This is a genomic window from Marinobacterium lutimaris, from assembly GCF_900108065.1.
In the GTDB taxonomy this organism is placed as follows: Bacteria; Pseudomonadota; Gammaproteobacteria; order Pseudomonadales; family Balneatricaceae; genus Marinobacterium_D; species Marinobacterium_D lutimaris.
This window is the reverse complement of sequence record NZ_FNVQ01000003.1, coordinates 495,353-517,607: the sequence shown is the minus strand read 5'-3', so window position 1 is coordinate 517,607 and position 22,255 is coordinate 495,353. Positions and strand designations below refer to the sequence as shown.

The 22,255-nt window shown below is 59.0% G+C and carries 24 protein-coding genes; 13 read left to right on the top strand and 11 right to left on the bottom strand.

What is annotated here, in order from left to right:
• The first annotated feature begins 111 nt into the window (after positions 1 to 111).
• The 9 genes from C4S72_RS16740 (at position 112) to dnaB (ending at position 6,530) form a co-directional block, all read left to right on the top strand.
• Complete coding sequence (locus C4S72_RS16740) at positions 112 to 495, top strand: hypothetical protein (RefSeq protein ID WP_104004302.1); 384 nt, start codon at positions 112 to 114, stop codon at positions 493 to 495.
• A 147-nt stretch (positions 496 to 642) separates the two neighbouring features.
• On the top strand, positions 643 to 1,224 hold the full coding sequence (locus tag C4S72_RS16735; RefSeq protein WP_104004301.1) for an aminodeoxychorismate/anthranilate synthase component II: 582 nt from the start codon (positions 643 to 645) through the stop codon (positions 1,222 to 1,224).
• A gap of 11 nt (positions 1,225 to 1,235) precedes the next feature.
• The gene (gene trpD, locus C4S72_RS16730) at positions 1,236 to 2,270 is read left to right on the top strand and encodes an anthranilate phosphoribosyltransferase (RefSeq protein ID WP_104004300.1); all 1,035 of its coding nucleotides are present in this window, start codon (positions 1,236 to 1,238) and stop codon (positions 2,268 to 2,270) included.
• A gap of 5 nt (positions 2,271 to 2,275) precedes the next feature.
• Positions 2,276 to 3,085 (top strand): indole-3-glycerol phosphate synthase TrpC, encoded by an 810-nt coding sequence (gene trpC / locus C4S72_RS16725; RefSeq protein WP_200826818.1) that lies wholly within the window; start codon positions 2,276 to 2,278, stop codon positions 3,083 to 3,085.
• Between the two features lie 20 nt (positions 3,086 to 3,105).
• A complete protein-coding gene (locus C4S72_RS16720; RefSeq protein ID WP_200826827.1) occupies positions 3,106 to 3,513 on the top strand; it encodes an OsmC family protein in 408 nt (135 codons plus the stop codon).
• 211 nt (positions 3,514 to 3,724) lie between these two features.
• Positions 3,725 to 4,135, top strand: a complete 411-nt coding sequence (gene rpsF, locus C4S72_RS16715) for a 30S ribosomal protein S6 (protein WP_104004297.1) — start codon at positions 3,725 to 3,727, stop codon at positions 4,133 to 4,135.
• A gap of 17 nt (positions 4,136 to 4,152) precedes the next feature.
• Positions 4,153 to 4,383 carry a 30S ribosomal protein S18 gene (rpsR, locus tag C4S72_RS16710; RefSeq protein WP_104004296.1) on the top strand — a complete coding sequence of 77 codons (231 nt, stop codon included), beginning with the start codon at positions 4,153 to 4,155 and terminating at the stop codon, positions 4,381 to 4,383.
• Positions 4,384 to 4,530: 147 nt separating this feature from the next.
• Positions 4,531 to 4,977, top strand: coding sequence for a 50S ribosomal protein L9 (gene rplI, locus C4S72_RS16705; RefSeq protein WP_104004295.1), 447 nt, complete (start codon positions 4,531 to 4,533; stop codon positions 4,975 to 4,977).
• 227 nt (positions 4,978 to 5,204) lie between these two features.
• Positions 5,205 to 6,530 (top strand): replicative DNA helicase, encoded by a 1,326-nt coding sequence (gene dnaB / locus C4S72_RS16700; protein ID WP_235009180.1) that lies wholly within the window; start codon positions 5,205 to 5,207, stop codon positions 6,528 to 6,530.
• A 26-nt stretch (positions 6,531 to 6,556) separates the two neighbouring features.
• Here the strand turns inward: dnaB and C4S72_RS16695 are convergent, their stop codons facing one another.
• The 3 genes from C4S72_RS16695 to C4S72_RS16685 form a co-directional block, all read right to left on the bottom strand.
• Positions 6,557 to 6,991: an acyl-CoA thioesterase gene (locus C4S72_RS16695; protein ID WP_104004293.1), complete on the bottom strand. Its 435-nt coding sequence runs from the start codon at positions 6,989 to 6,991 to the stop codon at positions 6,557 to 6,559.
• An 84-nt stretch (positions 6,992 to 7,075) separates the two neighbouring features.
• On the bottom strand, positions 7,076 to 8,365 hold the full coding sequence (gene bioA / locus C4S72_RS16690; protein WP_104004292.1) for an adenosylmethionine--8-amino-7-oxononanoate transaminase: 1,290 nt from the start codon (positions 8,363 to 8,365) through the stop codon (positions 7,076 to 7,078).
• A gap of 119 nt (positions 8,366 to 8,484) precedes the next feature.
• The gene (locus tag C4S72_RS16685) at positions 8,485 to 8,685 is read right to left on the bottom strand and encodes a hypothetical protein (RefSeq protein WP_104004291.1); all 201 of its coding nucleotides are present in this window, start codon (positions 8,683 to 8,685) and stop codon (positions 8,485 to 8,487) included.
• 254 nt (positions 8,686 to 8,939) lie between these two features.
• On the opposite strand from C4S72_RS16685, the gene C4S72_RS16680 reads away from it, so the two are divergent.
• On the top strand, positions 8,940 to 10,544 hold the full coding sequence (locus tag C4S72_RS16680; protein ID WP_104004290.1) for a glucan biosynthesis protein: 1,605 nt from the start codon (positions 8,940 to 8,942) through the stop codon (positions 10,542 to 10,544).
• Between the two features lie 18 nt (positions 10,545 to 10,562).
• Here the strand turns inward: C4S72_RS16680 and C4S72_RS16675 are convergent, their stop codons facing one another.
• The 8 genes from C4S72_RS16675 to C4S72_RS25665 form a co-directional block, all read right to left on the bottom strand.
• Entirely contained in the window at positions 10,563 to 12,128 is a 1,566-nt protein-coding gene (locus C4S72_RS16675; protein ID WP_104004289.1) for a cryptochrome/photolyase family protein, read from the bottom strand.
• Positions 12,129 to 12,148: 20 nt separating this feature from the next.
• Entirely contained in the window at positions 12,149 to 12,388 is a 240-nt protein-coding gene (locus tag C4S72_RS16670) for a DUF2256 domain-containing protein (RefSeq protein WP_200826817.1), read from the bottom strand.
• Entirely contained in the window at positions 12,309 to 13,814 is a 1,506-nt protein-coding gene (locus C4S72_RS16665; RefSeq protein WP_235009172.1) for an FAD-binding domain-containing protein, read from the bottom strand. The genes C4S72_RS16670 and C4S72_RS16665 overlap by 80 nt, the downstream gene beginning before the upstream one ends.
• Positions 13,807 to 15,147, bottom strand: coding sequence for a DASH family cryptochrome (locus tag C4S72_RS16660; protein ID WP_104004286.1), 1,341 nt, complete (start codon positions 15,145 to 15,147; stop codon positions 13,807 to 13,809). The genes C4S72_RS16665 and C4S72_RS16660 overlap by 8 nt, the downstream gene beginning before the upstream one ends.
• Before the next feature lie 113 nt (positions 15,148 to 15,260).
• Entirely contained in the window at positions 15,261 to 15,968 is a 708-nt protein-coding gene (gene tsaA / locus C4S72_RS16655; protein WP_104004285.1) for a tRNA (N6-threonylcarbamoyladenosine(37)-N6)-methyltransferase TrmO, read from the bottom strand.
• 9 nt (positions 15,969 to 15,977) lie between these two features.
• Positions 15,978 to 16,724, bottom strand: coding sequence for a sulfite exporter TauE/SafE family protein (locus tag C4S72_RS16650; RefSeq protein WP_104004284.1), 747 nt, complete (start codon positions 16,722 to 16,724; stop codon positions 15,978 to 15,980).
• Positions 16,721 to 18,361 carry a Na/Pi cotransporter family protein gene (locus tag C4S72_RS16645; RefSeq protein ID WP_104004283.1) on the bottom strand — a complete coding sequence of 547 codons (1,641 nt, stop codon included), beginning with the start codon at positions 18,359 to 18,361 and terminating at the stop codon, positions 16,721 to 16,723. The genes C4S72_RS16650 and C4S72_RS16645 overlap by 4 nt, the downstream gene beginning before the upstream one ends.
• 76 nt (positions 18,362 to 18,437) lie before the next feature.
• Complete coding sequence (locus tag C4S72_RS25665; protein ID WP_146071917.1) at positions 18,438 to 19,142, bottom strand: ComF family protein; 705 nt, start codon at positions 19,140 to 19,142, stop codon at positions 18,438 to 18,440.
• A gap of 93 nt (positions 19,143 to 19,235) precedes the next feature.
• Between C4S72_RS25665 and bioB the strand changes: the two genes are divergently transcribed.
• The 3 genes from bioB to bioH are packed head-to-tail and all read left to right on the top strand — an operon-like array spanning position 19,236 to position 22,227.
• The gene (bioB, locus tag C4S72_RS16635) at positions 19,236 to 20,285 is read left to right on the top strand and encodes a biotin synthase BioB (protein WP_104004281.1); all 1,050 of its coding nucleotides are present in this window, start codon (positions 19,236 to 19,238) and stop codon (positions 20,283 to 20,285) included.
• A gap of 5 nt (positions 20,286 to 20,290) precedes the next feature.
• Entirely contained in the window at positions 20,291 to 21,457 is a 1,167-nt protein-coding gene (gene bioF / locus C4S72_RS16630) for an 8-amino-7-oxononanoate synthase (protein ID WP_104004280.1), read from the top strand.
• Positions 21,454 to 22,227 (top strand): pimeloyl-ACP methyl ester esterase BioH, encoded by a 774-nt coding sequence (gene bioH / locus C4S72_RS16625; RefSeq protein WP_104004279.1) that lies wholly within the window; start codon positions 21,454 to 21,456, stop codon positions 22,225 to 22,227. The genes bioF and bioH overlap by 4 nt, the downstream gene beginning before the upstream one ends.
• Positions 22,228 to 22,255: the final 28 nt, after the last annotated feature.

Sequence of the window (22,255 nt, the reverse complement as noted above, 5' to 3'; positions counted from 1 at the left end):
GACTGTGTCCCAGTAGATTTGCCGGGTTTGGCGCTGGAAAATAGGGCTGTGCGCCCGTGGCATGCATTCTGCTTGCCACAACAGGGATTTAATCAATCAATGGGGTTATCGATGTTACGTAATGTGATCGTCGCCATGGGAATACTGTTCGCGCCGCTGGCGGTTTCTGCAGAGCCAGTACAGGAGGCTGCGGCCGAGGGCGAGTGTGTGAAGGTTGGCGATATGAAGTATGAAATGGAAGAGACCCAGTTTGGTGGCAGTGAGCTGGCCTGGGAAGCGCAGGTGGAAAACCGCTGCGCAACCCCTTTCGATATGGTGCTGGAGCTGCACTTTCAGGATGAAGCGGGTAACACCCTCTACAGCTCACGCGTAGTTGAAACGGTCAACGCAGGTGAAAACCGCAGCACCAGCAAGCGTATGGTAGTGCCAAGCCGCGTGCAGGAAAGCTTTGCCGGTATCAAGCTCGAAAGCGAGGAGCGCGAACGGCCGTTGTGACCTCGGCTCTTACTTCAGCGGCGGGCTGCGGATGGGCTCGGCCGCTGAGCTGTTGTATCATGGCCGCTTTGCCGGTGCGCCGGACAGAACAGGTTGGGGGTTAACCGCCTGCACCCCAGTCAGATGTTGTAGTGAGGTTCATCCGGCGTGCTGCTGATCATCGATAATTACGACTCCTTCACCTATAACGTGGTGCAGTATTTTCGGGAACTCGGTGCCGAGGTGCGGGTGTGTCGCAATGACGAGATCAGCCTCGCGGGTATCGAATCCCTGGCACCGACCCATCTGGTGATCTCGCCGGGTCCCTGTACGCCGAACGAGGCGGGCATCTCACTACAGGCGATCGAGTATTTTGCCGGGCGTCTGCCGATACTGGGTATCTGTCTCGGCCATCAGGCGCTGGGCCAGGTGTTTGGCGCCAGGGTGGTTCGTGCACGCCAGGTGATGCATGGCAAAACCTCCCCGGTCTATCACCGTGGCGAGGGGGTGTTCAGTGGGCTGGAAAATCCGCTCAGTGTGACCCGCTACCACTCTCTGATCCTGGAGAAGGAAACGCTGCCAGAGGTGCTGGAAGTGACCGCCTGGACCCGCAATGATCAGGGTGAAAACGACGAAATCATGGGCGTCAGGCATCGTGAACTGGATGTGGAAGGGGTACAGTTTCACCCGGAATCGATACTGACCCGGCAGGGGCACGAGCTGCTGCAGAACTTTTTGAATCGCGGATAAGAGGCGACTGCATGGATATCAAAGAAGCGCTGGCGCGGGTGATCGATCATATTGATCTCAGTCGTGACGAAATGGTGGACGTGATGCGTCAGGTAATGACTGGCGAGTGCACCGAATCACAGATCGCGGGTTTCCTCGTAGCGCTGCGCATGAAAAGCGAATCTATCGACGAAATCACCGGCGCCGCCCAGGTGATGCGCGAGCTGGCCTCACCGGTCAACGCCAAAAGCGGGCCGCTGGTCGATATCGTCGGTACCGGCGGTGATGGCGCCAACCTGTTCAATGTTTCCTCCGCCAGTGCCTTCGTTGCCGCCGCCTGCGGTGTGCATGTCGCCAAGCACGGTAACCGCGGCGTCTCCTCCAGCAGCGGCAGCGCCGACCTGCTGGAACAGGCGGGTATCAACCTGGATCTGCCCGGTGATGCGGTGGCCCGCTGTATCGATGAGGTCGGGGTCGGCTTTATGTTCGCTCCCGGCTATCACGGCGCGATGAAGCATGCGATCGGCGCCCGCCGCGCTCTGGGCACCCGTACCCTGTTCAATATTCTTGGCCCGATGACCAACCCGGCCGGCGCCAAGCGCCTGGTGATCGGCGTGTTCACCAAAAAACTCTGCCGCCCCATGGCAGAGGTGATGCAGAAACTGGGTGGCGAACACATTATGGTGGTGAACGCCGATGATGGTCTCGACGAGATCAGCCTCGCGACTCACACCTACGTGGCCGAGCTTAAAGACGGTGAGATCAGAGAGTACCGCCTGTCGCCGGAAGATCTGGGTGTCGACAGCCAGAGTCTGATCGGCCTGGTGGTGGACAGCCCGGCGGAATCGCTGGACCTGATCACTGCGGCGTTCTCCGGTGACAAGAGCACGGCATCACGCAAAGCGGTGGCGATGGTTGCTTTGAACGCCGGTGCGGCGATCTACCTGAGCGGTCAGGCAGGTTCTCATCAGGAAGGCGTGCAGCGTGCGATCGAAGCGATCGAATCCGGTGCGGCGCTGAAGAAAATGCAGGAGCTGGCGGCATTCAGCCAGTCACTGAAGGACTGAAAATAATGACCGATACACCGACGGTACTGAAAAAAATAATTGCCCGTAAATACGAAGAGATTGAAGCGCGGGCGGCCAAGGTCTCCGTACAGGAACTGAGCGACCAGATTGAGGCGCACAAGGGCACGGCGGCGGATCCCCGCGGCTTCGCTGCCAGTATGCAGCGCTCTCTGGACGCCGGTCGCTCTGCGGTCATCGCTGAGATCAAAAAAGCGAGCCCCTCCAAGGGGGTGATCCGCGATCCTTTCCACCCGGCCGAGATCGCCCGCTCCTACGAGCAGGGCGGTGCCAGTTGCCTGTCGGTGCTGACCGACGTCGACTTTTTCCAGGGCGCCGACGAGTACCTGGTGCAGGCGCGGGCAGCCTGTGAACTGCCGGTGATCCGCAAGGATTTTATCGTTGAGCCCTACCAGGTGTATGAAGCCCGCGCTATCGGCGCAGACTGCATTCTGCTGATCGTTGCCGCGCTGAGCGATGACAAACTGGCCGAGCTGAACGCGCTGGCGCTGTCACTGGGTATGGATGTGTTGATCGAGGTGCACAACGAAGAGGAGCTGCAGCGCTCACTGCCGCTGGGCAACAAGCTGGTCGGTATCAATAACCGCAACCTGCACACCTTCGAAGTGTCCCTGGATCACACCTTCGCCATGCTCGATCAGGTGCCGTCCGATCGTCTGGTGGTGACCGAAAGCGGCATTCTGGCGCCGGAAGATGTGGCCGCCATGCGCAGCCACGGCGTTAATGCCTTCCTCGTTGGCGAAGCCTTCATGCGGGCGCCTGAACCGGGTCTGAAGCTGGCTGAACTGTTTAATTAAAGGATAGCGACAAGATGACGATGAACGTCAACGTACACTGGGATGGCGACGAGCGCTTCAAGGCGCAGACCGATTCCGGCTTTGATGTAATGATCGACCGTGACCTGAAACAGGGGCCGCGCCCGATGGAGCTGCTGCTGGCGGGTCTCGGTGGCTGCACCAGCGTCGATGTGATGAGCATCCTGCGCAAGGCGCGTCAGGATGTAACCGACTGCGTCGCCCAGATCGAGGCGGAGCGGGCCGATACAGTGCCTTCCGTATTTACCAAGATCCACGTCAAGTTTGTGGTCACGGGTCGCAAGCTCAAGCCCGCTGCCGTCGAGCGCGCGGTCAAGCTTTCCGCCGAGCAGTACTGCTCCGCATCGCTGATGTTGGAGAAAGGCGGCGTTGAGATCAGCCACAGTTTCGAGATTATTGAGGCCGAATAAGCCCAGGTCTCACCGCTCAATGCATACCCGTTCCGGGCTTGTATTCTACAGGCCCTGCGGGTATGATTTCGCGTCCGATATTTTCGGCATATACTGTTAAATACTTAACTCCTTGCTTTCGGTCGGCCGGCAATAAATGCCCTTGTTCATGGTTTTTTATGGACCTCGGGCGCTGTCTGATGCGAAGGCTATTAACCCGTAAGGAGCAATAATGCGTCATTACGAAATCGTCTTTCTGGTTCACCCGAACCAGAGCGAGCAGGTTCCGGCTATGATCGAGCGTTACAAAGCCCTCATCGAAGGTGCTAACGGTCAGATCCACCGCCTGGAAGACTGGGGTCGTCGTCAGATGGCTTACCCGATCAACAATGTTCACAAGGCACACTACGTGCTGATGAACGTTGAATGTGGTCAGGAAGAGCTGGACGAACTGGCTAACCTGTTCCGTTACAACGACGCCGTGCTGCGTAACATGGTTATCCGTTGTAAAGAAGCAATCACTGAACTTTCTCCGATCAAAGCTGCTGAAGCACGTGAAGATCGTAAACCGCGTCGCGAAGAGCGCTCTGACAAGCAGGAAAAACCTGCTGAAGAGAACGCTGAAGCCGCTTCAGAAGAGTAATTTTAAGGAGAGTTCAGATGGCACGTTTTTTCCGTCGTCGCAAGTTCTGCCGTTTCACCGCTGAAGGCGTTAAAGAGATCGACTACAAAGATCTGGATGTCCTGAAAGGCTACATCACTGAAACCGGCAAAATCGTTCCGAGCCGCATCACCGGTACCAAAGCGCGTTACCAGCGTCAGCTGGCCACCGCTATCAAGCGTGCCCGTTACGTGGCTCTGCTGCCGTACACTGACAGCCACGACATCTAAGGGCTTCCCGGCCTGGCCGGAACCCCTGGTGTAGCAGCTTCGGCTGCTGCACGGATGAACAAGGTTTGAGGTGAGACGGGGCAGTCCCGTCAACCGGATAGGAATTAAACCTGCAGCCCCGGCTGCAGATATGATGAGGTTTACGAGATGGAAGTAATTCTGCTCGAGAGCATCGGCAAGCTGGGTCAGCTTGGCGACAAGGTTTCAGTAAAGGGTGGTTTCGGCCGCAACTTCCTGATCCCGCAGGGCAAAGCCGTTCCGGCTACCGAAGGCAACGTAGCACGTTTCGAAGAGCGTCGTGCAGAGCTGGAACAGGCTGAAGCTGAGAAGCTGACTGCTGCCCAGGCTCGCGCTGATCAGTTCAACGATCTGGAGCTGTCTGTTGTCGCTAAAGCTGGTGACGAAGGCAAGCTGTTCGGTTCTATCGGTACTCGCGATATCGCTGATGCGATCTCCGAAGCCGGTATCGCCGTTGAGAAGAGCGAAGTTCGCCTGCCGGCTGGTGTTATCCGCACCGTTGGTGAGTTCGAAGTTGCTCTGCAGCTGCACCCGGAAGTTACCGCAACTATGAAGCTGACTGTTGTCGCTGAATAATTTGCGTTAACGCTCGAAAAAGCGCCGCATTCCCTCGGGACTGCGGCGTTTTTTTATGTCTGAAACAGAGGCGATGCTGAGCTCCTTGGGTTCGGCTCTTTTGCATCCGCCAGCGAGCCTTTAGACTAGACTTCTTTCTGATTTCCCTTGATGCGAGACAGGTTGTAGTGGATACCGCGGAGCAGACCGACGAGGCGTTTGAAGGCGCCAAAGTACCTCCTTATTCGATGGAAGCCGAGCAGTCCGTGCTGGGTGGCTTGATGCTGGACAATAACGCCTGGGATACCGTATCCGAGGTGGTGCTGGACCAGCATTTCTATAGCGGCAATCACCGTTCGATCTACCGCACCATGCAGAAGCTGATCGACGACAGCCGTCCCATCGACGTGGTGACCCTGTCGGAAGAGCTGGATCGTATCGGTGAGCTGGAGAAAGCCGGCGGGCTTGAATACCTGGTTTCCCTGGCGCGTAACACGCCCAGTGCATCCAACATCCGCGCCTATTCAGAGATCGTGCGAGACCGCGCTCTGCTGCGGCAGATGATTTCAGTCGCCAACGAGATTGCAGACAGCGCCTTCGAACCTCAGGGCCGTGCCTCGGAAGAGATTCTCAACGAGGCGGAGCAGAAGATCTTTGAAATCGCCGAGAGCCGCCCCAACCAGGGTGGCCCGGAGCCGATCAACCCACTGCTGAAGCGGGCCGTCGATCGTATCGATACCCTGTTCAACAACTCCGATGCGATGACCGGCACCACCACCGGCTTTGATGATCTGGATGCCCGCACCGGCGGTCTGCAGCCCTCTGACCTGATTATCGTTGCAGCGCGTCCCTCCATGGGTAAGACCACCTTCTCCATGAACCTGGTGGAAAATGCGCTGATGGGCACCGACAAGCCGGTGTTGGTGTTCAGTCTCGAGATGCCCGCCGACCAGCTGGTCTCGCGTATGCTCTCGTCACTGGGGCGTATCGATCAGACCAAGGTGCGTAACGGTCAGCTGGAAGAGGATGACTGGCCGCGGCTGACCGCGGCGGTCAACATGCTCAAGAACAAACCACTCTATATCGATGACCAGGCTGGTATCAGCCCCAATGAGATGCGCGCCCGCGCCCGTCGTATTGTACGTGAGCATGGCGAGCTGGGGATGATCATGATCGACTACCTTCAGCTGATGTCGATGAAAAACGGTAAGAACGAAGGTCGTACCCAGGAGATCTCGGAGATCTCGCGCTCATTGAAAGCGCTGGCGAAAGAGATGGAGTGTCCGGTGGTGGCGCTGTCGCAGCTGAACCGCTCCCTCGAGCAGCGACCCAACAAGCGCCCGGTTAACTCGGACCTGCGTGAATCCGGCGCCATCGAGCAGGATGCCGACGTCATCATGTTTATCTACCGTGATGAGGTATACAACGAGGACAGCCCGGAGAAAGGGGTGGCCGAGATCATTATCGGTAAGCAGCGTAACGGTCCTATCGGCACCACGCGCCTGGCGTTTATCGGTAAGTACACCCGTTTCGAAAACCTGGCTCACGGCTACGATTACGGCCCGGACGAGTAAGTCCGGGCGCAGGTTGGGCCGGGGCTTTAGCCGGTGATCTTCAACACCTGGGTGCGGAACTGCTCAGGGATTGGACGGATCTTGCGCGCCTCGTAGTCGAAGAACACCACGCCGGTTTTGGCGTGGGCGATCTCCACCGCGGTTTTTTTGTTGGTCAGCAGATAGTAGATATCGCAGCCGTACTTGTTGAAGTCGCCCAGGGCTATATCCACCTGGATACTGTCGCCGTAGAAACTTTCCGCTTTGTAGACGATGGCGTTATCGGACATCACCAGTCCGGCGCCTTCGATATCCAGTTCGGTGTAGTGGTACAGCTTAAGAAAGCGGACCCTGGCCTCGTGAATAAGCGATAACACCGAGTCATGGCCCAGGTGGCCACCGTAATTGATATCGCTGATTCTGATCGGGATTTCGGTGCTGAACAGATAATTTTCCGGCATGTCGATACGGATGCGTGCCATGGAATCTTAACTCCCTGATAGATCCTGAAAGCAGGAGCAGGGCGCGCCCGCTCCTGAGCATTAGACTAGCTTAAAACCCCGGGTTCAGCTTTCGAGCCCGTGCAACACTTCGATGATTCCGCCGCACAAGGTCGCTAGATCATCGTTGCTCATCACGTAGGGCGGCATCACATACACCAGCTTGCCGAACGGACGCACCCAGATACCGGCGTCGACGAACAGCGGCTGGATCTCGGCCAGGGTTACCGGCTCATGCAGTTGAACCACGCCAATGGCGCCCAGGACTCGCACCTCTTCCACGTTGTTGAGTTCCACTGCCGGAGCCAGCTTCTGTTTCAGTTGGCCTTCTATGCGAGACACTTCCGCCTGCCAATCCTGCTCCTGCAGCAGGGTAAGGCTTTCATTGGCCACCGCGCAGGCCAGCGGATTGCCCATAAAAGTAGGGCCGTGCATAAAGCAGCCGGCACCGCCCTTGGAGATGGTTTCGCCAATATGGGCGGTGGTCAGCGTAGCTGCCAGGGTCATGTAGCCGCCGGTCAGCGCCTTGCCCAGGCAGATGATGTCCGGGCTGATGCCGGCATGTTCGCAGGCGAACAGCTTGCCGGTGCGACCAAAGCCTGTGGCGATCTCATCGGCGATCATCAGCACTTCATAACGATCACAGAGCGCGCGAGCGCCCTTGAGCCATTCCGGGGAATAGAAGTACATGCCGCCTGCGCCCTGGACGATAGGTTCGAGGATCAGCGCGGCGATCTCATCGGCGTGTTCACTGAGCATATGTTCCAGCGCATCCAGATCGCCCTCCAGCAGTGGCTGGCCGAAGCGGGTTTCTGGGCGGGGGATAAAGAACTGCTGAGCAAGCACGCCGCTGAACAGTTCATGCATGCCGGTAACCGGGTCGCAGACCGACATGGCGCCGAACGTATCGCCGTGATAGCCGTTGCGTAGCGACAGCATGCGGTGCTTGCCCGGTTTACCGCGGGCGTGCCAGTACTGGATCGCCATCTTCATGCTGACTTCGGCGGATACGGAACCAGAGTCGGCGAGAAATACCCGGTCCAGTCCCGCCGGCGTCATCTCTACCAGCTTACGGGCCAGCTCGATGGCTGGCTCATGGGTGATGCCGCCGAACATGACGTGGGACATCCTGTCGATCTGGGTATGGGCGGCGGCATTCAGTCGCGGGTGGTTATAACCGTGTATCGTCGACCACCAGGACGCCATGCCGTCGATCAGTTCACGTCCGTCACTGAGCTTGAGGCGCACGCCGGTGGCAGACTCCACCGGAGTCATCGGCGGTGGATTGATCATTGAGGAGTAGGGGTGCCAGATATGGGCCTGGTCAAAGGCCAACTGCTCTTCGTTGATGCTCATGCTACCTCCGGTGAAAAAGCAAGGATGCTCGGTGTCTGGGAGGCGCGAAGTGTAACACAGCGGCTTTTGTTAGCGCGGTGATCCATAGCCCTGTGTAAAAGGGCGTGAGCGAATCTAAGTTAGAGGCCCGGTTTTTTCAGGTGTGTCTTAGGCAGTCCCGACGAGGGTGCCAGATAGTGCTTCTGTTTATCGGTGAGCTTGGCCTGGCCGGTAAAGCCCGCGGGCACCTCCTCGATTTTGCCGCCGGACTTCAGGTAGTTACGGGTTTGCTCGGCGATGGACTGATGGGTCTCTTTGAAAACCGGTTTTTTGTACGTCATGAGGGGCTCCCTGTTGATTGACACCCAACTAGTGTAGACCTTCCGCTGTTGTCTGCCGGTGAAAAAATGAACAACACTTCGGTGCCGCTTTCCCGGCGGTGTTAATGGGGTGGCGAAGCGGCGTCTTAACGCGGGCAACCTTTTGCTTTCCATGCAGTCTCTAAATATGAGCCGTGCCTCCACTACTCATAAAAGTGGTCGGTGAAATAGCCATTGAGGGAGGCATTAACGGAACATGGAAGAAAAGGACGCTTATGAAATCCGGCTTTGAAAACCGAGGAGTAAACGCACGCCTGTTAACCGGTCTGGCGCTTGCGCTGGGCCTTGCGACAAGCGCTTCTGCCGCGGCTGTCGAACCAGCCGAAGGGGAGGCGTTCAGCTATGCCTGGCTGAAAGGTCAGGCGCAGCAGTCGGCACAGGGACCTTATTACAGCCATAAGGGACAGTTGCCCGAAGCGCTTAAAGGGTTGAGCTGGGATGACTATCAGCAGCTCAGTTACAACAAGGATGAAGCGCTCTGGCGCGATGATAAGGATGTGCGCTTTCGCGGTGAGCTGTTTCACCTGGGCCTTTACTTCGACACGCCGGTGCAGATACATCGCTTGAAAGAGGGTGAGTCGAGCCCGGTGGAGTATTCATCATCCCTGTTCAGTTATGGTGATTCCGGCGTTAATGGCCGTTCCATGCCGGATGACCTCGGCTTTGCCGGCTTCCGTCTGCAGTATCACAACGATTGGGCTCGCGATGTGATCGCCTTTTTGGGCGCCAGTTATTTCAGGGCCGTGGGCAAGGAGATGCAGTATGGTCTCTCTGCCCGCGGTCTCGCTGTCGATACGGCCCTGCCAAGGCCTGAAGAGTTCCCCATGTTCACCGACTTCTGGCTTGAAGATCCCAAGCCCGGCAGTGACGTGACGACCGTTTATGCGCTGATGGACTCGCCCAGCGTCACCGGCGCCTACCGTTTCGATATCCGCCCGGGAGCTCGGTTGACCATGAAGGTGGATGCGGCGATCTATCCGCGCCGCCCCATTGAGCGCTTGGGCGTCGCGCCGATGACCAGTATGTATATGGTCGGTGAAAATGACCGCCGCGTTGGCTGGGACTGGCGCCCGGAGATCCACGACTCCGACGGCCTGGCGATGCATACCGGCAACGGCGAGTGGATCTGGCGTCCGTTGACTAACCCTGAGTCGCTCAGGTTTAACGCCTACAGCGATGAAAACCCCAAAGGCTTTGGCCTGCTGCAGCGGGACCGGGACTTCGATCACTACCAGGATGACGGGGTGTTCTACGATCGCCGTCCGAGCCTGTGGATAGAGCCGCTGGGCGACTGGGGCAAGGGTTCGGTGCAGCTGGTTGAGATACCGACCCTCGATGAGACCTTCGATAACATCGTCGCCTTCTGGAATCCGGCCGAACCGGTGGAGCCGGGGCAGGAGCTGCTGTTCAGTTACAACCTCTACTGGGGTGGCACGGCACCGGTACAGCCTGAAGCGGCCCGCGTGGTGGATACCTTTACCGGTATCGGCGGCGTGGTTGGTCAGAAACGGGAGTATTACAGCCAGCGCTTCGTGATCGATTTCGCCGGCGGCATGCTCGATATGCTGGGTAAGGATACCGAGGTTAAGCCGGTCATTACGGCGTCGTCCGGCGAGGTGGAGATTGCGTCAGCACGTCCCCAGAACGCCATTGGCGGCTACCGCGCCATGTTTGACCTGGTGCCGACCGAGAGCACTGAACCGGTTAATCTGCGCGTCTATCTCGAAGCCAACGGCCAGCCGCTGACCGAGACCTGGGTCTACCAGTGGACGCCGCCACCCGCCGACGAGCGTGACCTGCGTAACCCGGGTCACCTTTAAGCGGATAGCGCGCCTGGGTCACAGGCTTTCGAGCCGTGACAGGTAGCTCTTCGCCTGATCGAGGATGGCCGTACGGCTCTCCTCGCTCTGGCGATCCCAGTTGCGATAGAGCATGGCAACACGCGGGTTGAGTTCAAAGCGTTCGCGGTGGCGCAGCATAAAGTCCCAGTAGAGGCTGTTAAACGGGCAGCTGCGCGGCCCGGTTTTCTGGCTGACCCTGTAGTGGCATCCCTTGCAGTAATCGCTCATCCGCGAGATGTACTGACCCGAGCCCGCGTAGGCCTTGCTGGCCAGCAGGCCGCCGTCGGCAAACTGACTCATGCCGCGGGTGTTGGGTAGCTCAACCCACTGGATCGCATCCACGTAGACACCCAGATACCACTCATCCACTTCGTCCGGATCGATCCCCGCGATCAAACAGAAGTTACCGATCACCATCAGTCGCTGGATATGGTGCGCGTAGGCATATTCCAACGATTGCCCCAGGGACTCCTGCATGCAGCTCATCTGTGTATCGCCGCTCCAGAAGTAGGCCGGCAGCTTGCGATCGGCCGCCAGCGCATTGAGCGATTCGTAGCCCGGCATATTGGCCCAGTAGATGCCGCGGACGAACTCGCGCCAGCCAAGAATCTGGCGCACGAACCCCTCCAGTTGCGCCAGATTGATTCGCTGCGGGTTGGCTTCCCGGGCGGCTATCGCCTGGCGGATCACCTGCAGTGGATGCAGCATTTTGGCGTTCAGGGCGAAGGAGAGCCTTGAGTGGTAAAGGCTCCAGCGCTGCTGCGTTTGCCGGGTCATCGCATCCTGAAAACGGCCGAAGTTGGGCAGCAGATGTTCGCAGAAGTAGTTCAGCAGATCCAGCGCCTGGCTGCGACTGATCGGCCAGATCAGCGGTTGCTGCGCCGTACCGAAAGTCTCGACCTGGTGGCGCTCCAGTCGCTTAAGTACCTGGCTGGCATCGTTGGCTAACAGCAGCGGCTCTGGCAGTTGCTCCAGATCTTCGGGCTTCAGCGATTCGCGATTCTCCTTATCGAAGTTCCACTGACCGCCTACCGGCTCACCATTTTCCAGCAGGATATCGTGGCGTTTACGCATGCGGCGATAAAACGCCTCCATGCGATGCGCCGTATCGGCCTTGAACTCTTTCGACAGCTCATCGAAGGGCAGCAGGAAGTGTTCCGTATCGACCTCCCGGCTGGGCAGGTCGAGATCGGCGGCGTAGTGGCGCAGCTGTTCCAGCAGCCGGTATTCGTCCGGGCGCTGAAACTCGAACGAGCCGATCGCCTGTTCCTCGATCACCCGGTCGAGCAGCTGCGGCAGGCTGCTGCAGTCGGCGGTGTCATCAAGTGTCAGGTAGATAACCCGGTGTCCCGCCTTTTCCAATGCGGCTGCGAACGCCTGCATCGCCAGGAAAAAACCGCAGACCTTCTGCACATGATGGCGCACATAGCCGGTCTCCTGCTTCAGTTCGGCGATCAGGTAGATGCAGTGTGGGTTCTTTTCCCGAAACCAGCTGTGTGAGGCGTTCAGTTGATCGCCCAGAATCAGGCGCAGGGTGCTGCTGCAGTGCTCGCTGTTTTTCATGTTGCTTTTTCTTGTTTGGGTTAGGTTTCTTGCAACGCAGGGCTGTCTTGCGCCCGTCGATTTTTCGAGCGTCGACAGCGCTCGGAACAGTAGATCACTGATTCCCACTCCCGGGCCCATTTCTTGCGCCAACTGAACGGACGCTCACAGACCGGGCAGAGCTTACTGGGTAGATGCGGCTTAGCGTGCACGGGCCAGTTCCTTTTCTCTGGGCGGGCATACGTGTCTTTTGAGAATACGCTGGGCTTCGCTGCGCACATCCTCGCGCTCACGCCAGCTCCAGAGCCGTTCCCGGGCGGCGGCGCTGGCGGTATCCAGGTCGATGACCGGTTCCGGATAGCATTCCAGCCCGAGCATCTGTCGCTCCAGCGGACCCGCGGACCAGGGCGTGTGGATAAGATCGATGGGAATGTCGCGCAGCTCCGGCACCCATTGGCGGATGAAACGCGCCTGATGGTCCTGCTCCTGGGATTGTTTGACCGGGTTGTAGATGCGGATGGTGTTGGTGCCGGTCACTCCCGCCTGCATCTGTATCTGCGGATAGTGGATGCCCGGTTCATAGTCGAGAAACAGGCGTGCCAGAGGCTGGGTGCAAAGCCGCCAGTCGATATTCAGGTGATGACAGAGAAAGCTGACCAGCATGGCGCGCATGCGAAAGTTGATATAGCCGGTAGTGTGCAGCGCGCGCATACAGGCATCGACCAGCGGGAAGCCGGTCTTGCCGGCGAGCCAGGCGGCGAGGTCCTGTTCAACGCGGTTGTCCTGTCGATAGGGCAGCGCTTCGTAGGCGCGATTGACCGGGCGAAACTCCATCTCGCATTCGCTTTCGAACTTCTGGATAAAGTGACAGTGCCAATGCAGCCGCGAGGCAAAGGCGCGCAGGCTCTGACTCCAGTCCGGGTAACTACGCTGCAGGCTTGTTCGCTGGTAGACCTGGCGCAGGCTCAGGTTGCCCCAGGCCAGGTAAGGCGATAGCCGGGAGCAGTGAGTGCGGCTTTGCTCGGGACTGGAGAGCGAATAGCGATACGAGCGGCCGCGATCGTTGAGAAAGCTCTTCATTACTGCCCAGGCCTGCAGCTCACCGCCGCGCTGGAAATGAGCCGAATCCTCCTCGCTTTCCTTCGGCAAGTTCAGGCTGGAATTTGGGCTGGAGCTCGGGCTGGAAAGCGGTTCCAGGTAAACCGGTCTCAGCCGTGAAAGTTGCGGCTGCGCCAGCGGTGCGCGCATTACGTGATACCAGTGATCGTCCCAGTCGTCGCGGGTTTTTAACCCGCGGATCACCGCGCCGCTGGGAGACTCGAGCCAGTCGATCCCCTGCTGCCGGCACCAGCCCGCAACCCTTCTATCACGTTGGAAGGTGATATCGGTTCCCGTTTCCTGATGACTAAACAGTGTCTTGATACGGTAGCGCGATGAAACCTGCGTAAGAACATCGAGTATGTGACCGTTCTGGATACTGACCTGGGTGCCGAAAGGGCGAAGCTGCTGGTCCATCTCATCCAGCGACTGGCGGATAAAGCGCCAATGGCGAGCGCTCAGATGAGGGTCCCGCAGTATCTCTGTTTCCAGGACATAAAGCAGCAGGGTCGGCAGACCGGTTGCCAGCGCATCGACCAGAGGCTGGTGATCATTCAGGCGTAGATCACGCTTGAACCAGACGACCTGGATAAGCGGGCGCTCATTCACGCCGGCTTTCCTCATCCTTGGGCTTATCAAGGGCGATCGGCCAGTCCGCGCAGTCGACGCTGTCCAGTGGCAGCGCCGGCAGATTGCCTTTCCAGCGTTGCACATACTGGCCGTCCGGGTCGTACTGACGGCCCTGCCATTCGATATCGAAGTGGCGCCCGCCGCGCGGATCCGGGCCGACGCCGGCGATATATTGCCAGTTGCCCCAGTTCGCCGCCGGGTCGTAATCCACCAGTTGCTGCTCGAACCAGGCGGCACCGTAGCGCCAGTCCAGGCTCAGCTCATTGACCAGGTAGCTGGCGGCCAGTTGTCGGCCCCGATTCGAGAGCCCGCCGGTCTCGCGCAGTTCGTTCATGCAGGCGTTCACCAACGGGCTGGGTGTAACGCCCTGGGTCCATTTGCGAAACCGCGACGGGTAAAAGGTGGTCAGTGGCGGCTGCGCCTTGATACCGCGGAACTGAAACAGTTGTGAGCCCTGCTTATACGCGTACCAGTGAAAGTATTCCCGCCAGAGCAGTTCAAAATAGATCCAGCCTGAGGACTCGCTGGCGCCATGGCGGGCTTCGTATCGGTAGAGCGCCGCTGCTATCTCTCTGGGTGAGAGCGAACCGTTAGCCAGCCAGGGGCTGAAGCCGGTGCTGTTATCCCTGCCCTGAAGGGCATTACGTGTCGCCTTGTAGCTGTCTGGCAGGCGCGATGAAAAGTAGTAGTCGAGCCTCTCTGCAGCACCTTCGCTGCCGCCGCTCAGGTCGCTGCCGCCTTTGGACGCATCCGGCAGCTGGTTCCAGTCCGAAAGCGGTGAAGTAACGGGGGGAGGCGGCAGATGAGCGGGCGGTGCGAGGGTGTCGGGTGGATGCAGTGGCTCTACCTCTTTACGAAAGGCGGTGAAGTAACTCGGCAGCTGCTCCACCGGAAAGGGGAGGTGATCGGGTGTAAACAGCGTATGGGTCCAGATCAGGCGTTTGTGAACACCGGGGAAATCCAGCCGGTCCCATTCACTCAGTTCATCAAAACAGCTGGGGTGACTCTGTAGCAGCAGATCCACCTTGTGCGCCGAGCAGAGCCTGCGCAGGCTGGTTTCTGGTCTGTCGTAAAGCACCAGCAGGCGCTGGCCGAGGGCTTCCAGATGACGGTCCAGGTCGCGCAGGGATTGATAGAGAAATCGCCAGCGGTGATCGCCCATCGGTCGTGACTGGAAATTACCTGTGCGGAACCAGTGGGGGTTCACGCAGTAGACGCAGAGCAGCTTGTCGGACAGGCTCGCTGCCTGTCTTAGCGCAGCGTTATCGGTCAGTCTCAGATCGTTGGTGAAGCGGTAAATCGTTGTAGTCATCGTGATCTCCCGGAAGCATAAGCAGTTACGTTCCGGGAGGTCAGAGTGGATCAATCGAAAGGTGCCAGCAAGGGGAGGGCGGCTCGCGGTATTGCCTGATTACAGCTGCCTGATTACAGCGGTTTCGCCGCGGGTATAACACTGAGTACCTCTATCGCGGTATCGCTGATGCGGAAACGGATGTTGAGCTGGTGCAGGCTGACACCATATTCCCGCTCCGGATCGCGCTGATAGGCAGGCCTTGGATCGCAGCGCAGCAGCTCCTCTATCTGTGTTGCCAGCGGCTGGTTTTTTAGCTGACTCTGCTCGTTGAGCGCCTGCTCGGCCTGTTCGCTCCAGTGGACCGGTAGCTCCAGGGTTTCGATCTTCTCCGCCAGCGCGAAGTGAGCGTCGGGAATGATATCGGCATAGGGCAGGTAGGGTTTGATATCCAGAATCGGGGTGCCGTCGAGCAGGTCCGCACCGACCACGTCGAGCAGGATGGAGTCGCCCTGCTGGCGTATGCCGGTCAGCTTTACTGGGGACAGCCCAATAGGGTTAGGACGAAACGGCGAGCGCGAGGCAAATACGCCAAGCCGGCGGTTGCCGCCGAGGCGGGGCGGCCGGACCAGTGGTTTCCAGCCCTGTTCCGCGGTGGCGCTGAACAGAAAGATCAGCCAGATATGGCTGGCCTGTTCCAGCCCGCGCACCGCTTCTGGTGAGGCGAACGGCGGCTGTATCTCTATTGTCGCATTCAAGGATGGCGTCAGCCCCGGCTGACGGGGGATGCCAAACTTCTCGTCAAAGGCGCTGTGGATAACGCCTATGGGATCAAAATTCATCGTTAAACCTCAACCGATGATGGCATCGAACAGCAGCTTGCTGCCGGTGACGAACAGAAAAACAAAGCAGATACGGTAGAACCATTTTTCGTCAATTCGATGGTGCATCCAGTAGCCCATGCGCACACCGATGGGAGCGAGTATCGCCAGCACCGCTGCCGTACTCAGGTTGGCCATGCTGAACTGCCCGAGAACTGCGTAGGGGATCACTTTCAGGTAGTTGATCGCAGCAAACATGATAATGGTGGTGCCGATGTAAGCGCTCTTTTCCAGCTGCAGCGGCAGCAGGTAGATGTTCAGCGGAGGTCCGCCGGCATGGACGCTGAAGCTGGTAAAGCCGGTGATCAGTCCCCAGAAACCACCGCGGGCCGTGCTCGGTTGTTTTGCCTCCCGCTGTTTGGGGCGCAGCCAGTAGTTCAGTGTAAACAGCACGGCGATGGCGCCGACGATAAACTCAAGGCTGCGCTCGCTGAGGTAGTTGAAGCTCAGGGCGCCGACAATGATGCCAACCAGGGATGCGGGGATAAGTACCTTGAGAAGGCTGAAATCGCCCTTGCCGCGGAAGCTCCAGAGACCCACCAGATCCATCAGGCAGAGAATCGGCAGCATGATCGCTGCGGCTTGAATTGGGCTGATCACCAGCGACATCATCGGTACGGCAAGCAGGCCCAGCCCGCCGCCAAAGCCCCCCTTGGAGATACCAACGATAAGGACGGCCGGCACCGCGGCGAGGTAAAACAGTGGATCGGTTATCATGCTGGGGTCTGTTCCTTGTGTAGCGGGCCGCGCTCATGCACGGGAAGAGTGGAGCTCCAATGGCTGGACGCTTTTTCTGCCTGTTCCGCCAGCCGTTGCAGTTGGCTGACCGCGTCGAGCAGTGCCATGCTTTCGGCGTTGTCCATACGGCCTCTGACCGCCTGCTCTAGCAGTGATGACTTGAGTTGCTGGTAAATATGCTTCACTTCGCGCATCAACTGGTGGGTTTCGTAACCCTGGCTGCTGCTGTCGTCGCGAATTTCCGCCATATCCACCAGGCGGATAATCGCCTGCTTAAACTCGAACAGGTTCTTTTTCAGCCCCTCGTCCTGAATGGCATCAAACTGCGGATAGTAATCGGCCAGGGTGGCGCTGAGGCGGGCCATTTCACTGAAGTAGCGGGCCACACGCAGTGAGATCGGCAGGGTTTCGCTGATCTCCGGAATCAGGTTCTGGCGCGCCAGTTCCTGGTTGAATTCGGCGATTTTGCTCACCAGTTGGTAGATCCCCTGCGCCTCGGCTTCGATCTTATCGCGGGAGGCGGTTTCTGCGCTGAGTGCCTCCTTGGAAAGGCGGGTGCAGTGACGGCTGACGCGCGCCAGTTCCTGGTTCATCGCTTCCACCGCCAGCGATGGAGTGGTGAGGATGTTTTTATCCAGGTAGCGCGGGCGCGATTCGTTCTCTTCCAGGCTGCGGAAACGGTTATTCAGCATCCGTTCCATCCAGTCGGTGAGCGGCCAGATCATCACCACGCCGGTAAGGTTGAACAGGGTGTGGAACAGCGCCAGCAGGCTGACCAGGTCAAAGCGGGTGGCGTCCAGCCCGTCGAGCCAGCCGGCCAGCAGCATCAGGAATATGAGCCCCACGGCACCGGTGAGCAGATTGAAAATGACATGGGCGGCGGAGATGCGCTTGGCATTGGGCGTCGCGCCGATGGCGGCGATCAGAGCAGTGGTCGTGGTGCCCACGTTGGCGCCGATCACCAGGGCAGCCGCCGCAGACAGCGTGATTGAGCCGGTGTGAACCAGCGACAGGGCGATCGCCATGACAGCAGCGGAGGCCTGCATCAGGAAGGTCAGCAGGAAGCCGGCAGCGACAAAAATCGCCAGTGCCAGCGGCCCATGGCCGATGCTCTCAAGTGGGATATTCTCGGAGAGCCCATCGAAGCTGGCGCGCAGGAAGTCGAGCCCGATAAAGAACAGGCCGAACCCCGCGATGGCGGTGCCAATATGCCCCAGGCGGCCGTTTTTGCTCATCGTACGCAGAGCGATACCTGCACCGATCATCGGCAGGGCGAAGGCGCTGATCTTGATCTTGAAGCCGATCAACGCCACCAGCCAGCCGGTCATGGTGGTGCCGATATTACAGCCGTAGATCACTGCGATCGATTGTCCCAGTGTCAGCAGGCCGGCGTTCACGAAACCCAGGGTTGCGACAGTGACGGCGCTGGATGACTGCACCGCCGCAGTGATCAGGGTTCCGGACAACAGCCCGCGCAGACGGGAGCGGGTAGCGGCTTCCAGTGCCTGTTTCAGTGACCTTCCCGCGGCCTGTTTCAGGCCTGCCGTCATCAGCTGCATACCCAGCAGGAACAGGCCGATGCCGCCGATCAACTGACCTATCATCTCAAACGTCATAGTTTCGCTCCGCGCCCTGAAGCCCGTATTTATTGTCCAGACGGGCAGTTTATCAGAACTCCTTTTTGGCCGTTTATCAATTAGATGGAGTGCGAGCCAGAACCCAGATATCCACCTCTTTCGCGCCGGCCCGTTTGGCGCAGCGGGCAAGTTCATTGGCGGTGGCGCCGGTGGTCAGAATGTCATCGACGATGGCGATGCGATCGGGTAACTCCCCATGCACACGAAAGCTTCCTCGCAGGTTGGTAGCGCGTGTGCTGCGGTCAAGATTCGCCTGGTGTCGGGTTCTGTGGAGCTTTCTCAGTACCCGGTGATTGACTGGAATTCCAAGCCTTTTGCCAAGCTCTTCGGCCAACAGTGCTGCCTGGTTAAAGCCGCGCAGAGTTTCATGCCAGGGATGCATGGGTACCGGGAGAATCAGTTCGGGAAGCGGGTCGCATCGCTCCTCTATAAGACCGGCCAGTGTGGCGGCGAGGCCACCGATCAGTGCGGGGCGGCGTTGATACTTGATGCCATGGATCATCTGCCTCAGAGGAAAGGCGTAACCAAAGGCAGCGATAACCCGGTCAAAGCGGGGCGGGTTTGTCTGGCAGCGGCCACAGGGCTGATCCAGCGGGACCTCCGCGGAGCGAGGTTCCGCGCAGCATGGGCAGTAACTGATCAACCAGGGCAGATCCGCGTGGCACTCCTCGCACAGGCCGCTGCTATTGGGCGGTTCGGAGCGGCAGAGAAAACACGGTTGATTAAAAAGTGATCTAAGGTTTACCTTGGTTTTTATCATAAGTTGACAGCTCCTTCTGTCCGTTTATGATTTGCGTCCTGTACCAAATTATCATCTATACCAACTCACCATGCTGTAGGGGGCCCGTACCCAATGCAAACCCAAGCCGACGTACGCCACGACTGGACAGAAGCAGAGATTCAGGCGCTTTTCGACCTGCCGTTTAATGATCTTCTGTTCCGTGCCCAGACGGTGCACCGCCAGCACTTCAATCCGAATGAAGTCCAGGTCAGCACGCTGCTGTCGATTAAGACCGGCGCCTGCCCGGAAGACTGCAAGTACTGCCCACAGAGTGCGCACTACGATACCGGCCTGGAAAAGCAGCGTCTGATGGAGGTCGAAGCGGTTCTGGCCAAGGCGAAACAGGCCAAGGCTGCGGGCTCAACCCGTTTCTGCATGGGCGCCGCCTGGAAACACCCCACCGACAGAGATATGCCCTATGTGCTGGAGATGGTCAAAGGGGTGAAGGAGCTGGGGCTGGAAACCTGCATGACCCTGGGGATGCTGAAAGAGCATCAGGCGGATCAGCTGGCCGAAGCCGGGCTCGATTACTACAACCATAACCTGGATACCTCACCGGAGTTCTACGACAAGATCATCACCACCCGCACCTACCAGGATCGCCTCGATACCCTGGGCCATGTGCGCGATGCGGGTATGAAGATCTGCAGCGGCGGCATCCTTGGTATGGGCGAAACCGCCAACGACCGAATCGGCCTGCTCAAGCAGCTAGCCAACCTGCCGCAGCAGCCGGAATCGGTGCCGATCAACATGCTGGTGAAGGTGGAAGGCACGCCGCTGGAAAATGTGGAAGACCTGGACCCGCTGGAGTTTGTCCGCAATATCGCGGTGGCGCGTATCCTGATGCCGAAATCCCACGTGCGCCTGTCCGCTGGCCGTGAGCAGATGTCCGACGAGATGCAGGCGATGACCTTCTTCGCCGGCGCTAACTCCATCTTCTACGGTGAGTGCCTGCTGACCACGCCGAACCCGGAAACCAACCGCGACCTGCAGCTGTTCAAGCGCCTCGGTATCAACGTGGAGCAGCGTATCGAACAGACCGACGCCGAACAGGAAGAGGCGATCACTCGCAACCTGCAGGCGCGTAAGGACGATGCCCTGTTCTACGACGCGGTTAACTGATCACCATGTCCTTCGATCAACTGGAGGCGGCGCTGCAAGAGCGCCGCACCGCCCACCTTTATCGCCGCCGCCGTCTGCTGGAATCGCCCCAGGGGCCTGAAGTCAGTGTTGATGGTCAAAATTGTCTCGCGTTCTGCTCCAACGATTACCTGGGCCTGGCCAACCATCCGGCACTGAAACAGGCGATGATCGAGGGTGTCGAGCGTTTCGGCGTCGGCGGCGGCGCATCCCACCTGGTGATGGGGCACTCCAGTGCGCACCACGAGTTGGAGGAGGCGCTGGCCGAGTGGACCGGACGGCCCAGAGCACTGCTGTTCTCCACCGGTTACATGGCCAACCTTGGTGTGATCAATGCGCTGCTGGATAAACAGGATGCGGTGTTTGAGGATCGCCTCAACCACGCCTCTCTGCTCGATGGCGGTCTTCTTTCCGGCGCCCGTTTTCAACGCTATCTGCATAACGATGCCGCCAGCCTGAAACAGCGTCTGGATAAGAGCGACGCGCGCCGCAAGCTGGTGGTCACCGATGGCGTCTTCAGCATGGACGGCGATATCGCTGACCTGCCGGAGCTGGCGCGCACCAGCCGTGAGGCGGGCGCCTGGCTGATGGTGGACGATGCTCATGGTATGGGCGTTTTAGGCCAGACCGGCGCCGGTTGTGTCGAGCAGTTTGGTCTCAGTCAGTCCGATGTGCCGGTACTGATGGGGACCCTGGGCAAAGGATTTGGCACCGCCGGTGCTTTTGTGGCCGGCAGTGAAGCGCTGATCGAAACGCTGATCCAGTTTGCTCGCAGCTATATCTACACCACCAGCATGCCGCCGGCCGTAGCCTGGGCGACGCTGGCGAGCCTCAAGCTGGTCAGGGAAGAGAGCTGGCGGCGAGAAAAGCTTCAGGCATTGATTCAGCGTTTTCGCAGTGGTGCCCAGCAACTGGGTTATGAGCTGATGGCTTCTGAAACGCCGATCCAGCCGATCATGATCGGCGATGCGGCCGAGGCTATGCGTCTCAGTGAGGGCCTTGAGACGCGGGGGCTGTTCGTTTCCGCTATTCGTCCGCCTACCGTCCCGGCGGGTAGTTCGCGCCTGAGAGTGACGCTGAGCGCGACCCACAGCGAGCAGCAGGTGGACCGCCTGCTGGCGGCGCTTGACGAACTGCGTGGAGGTGTCGCGTGAGCCTGTATCTGGAGCATCACGGCAATAGCGGACCAGAGCTGGTGTTGCTGCACGGCTGGGGATTATCCAGCGATATATGGGCGCCGGTGATCGATAGGTTGAGCCCGCATTACCGTCTGACCCTGATCGATATTCCTGGCCTCGGCAAGTCAGCGGCTACTGAGAATGACTCGGTCGCGGCTACCGCCGAAGCGCTGCTTGAGATAGCGCCGCAAAAAGCGCTCTGGATCGGTTGGTCGCTCGGTGGAGCGTTGGCGCTTCAAGTTGCCAGTGTTGCGCCGTCCCGGGTCAGCGGGTTGCTGATGGTGGCGGCGTCGCCCTGCTTTATTCAGCGCGACGGCTGGACCAGCGCCATGGACAGCGAGGTGTTCGAAGCCTTCGCTGACGGAGTTGCACTGAACCCCGCTAAAACCCTGAGCCGTTTTGCCATGCTGCAGACCCAGGGCAGCCAGAGCGCCCGTGACGAGCTTAAACAGCTGAAACGGGTTATAGCCGGAGCCGAGCCTGCGGCGCTGGGGTCGACGCTCGATCTGTTGCGTGAGGACCTGCGCCCCCAGCTGCGCGCGCTTTCCGTGCCAACCACTCTGTTGCTGGGGCTGCATGATCAACTGGTGCCCGCTGCGCTTGCTGACGCCATCGCTGAGCTTAATCAAGCCATAGAAGTGCAGCTGTTCGAACACTCGGCGCATCTGCCTTTTCTGGCAGAGCCTGAACGGTTTGACGCAGCGTTAAACGCTCTCGCAGAGCGCTCGGCTGAGGCGGTGTTATGACGGCGATGGTGAAAGATAAGCTGAGAGA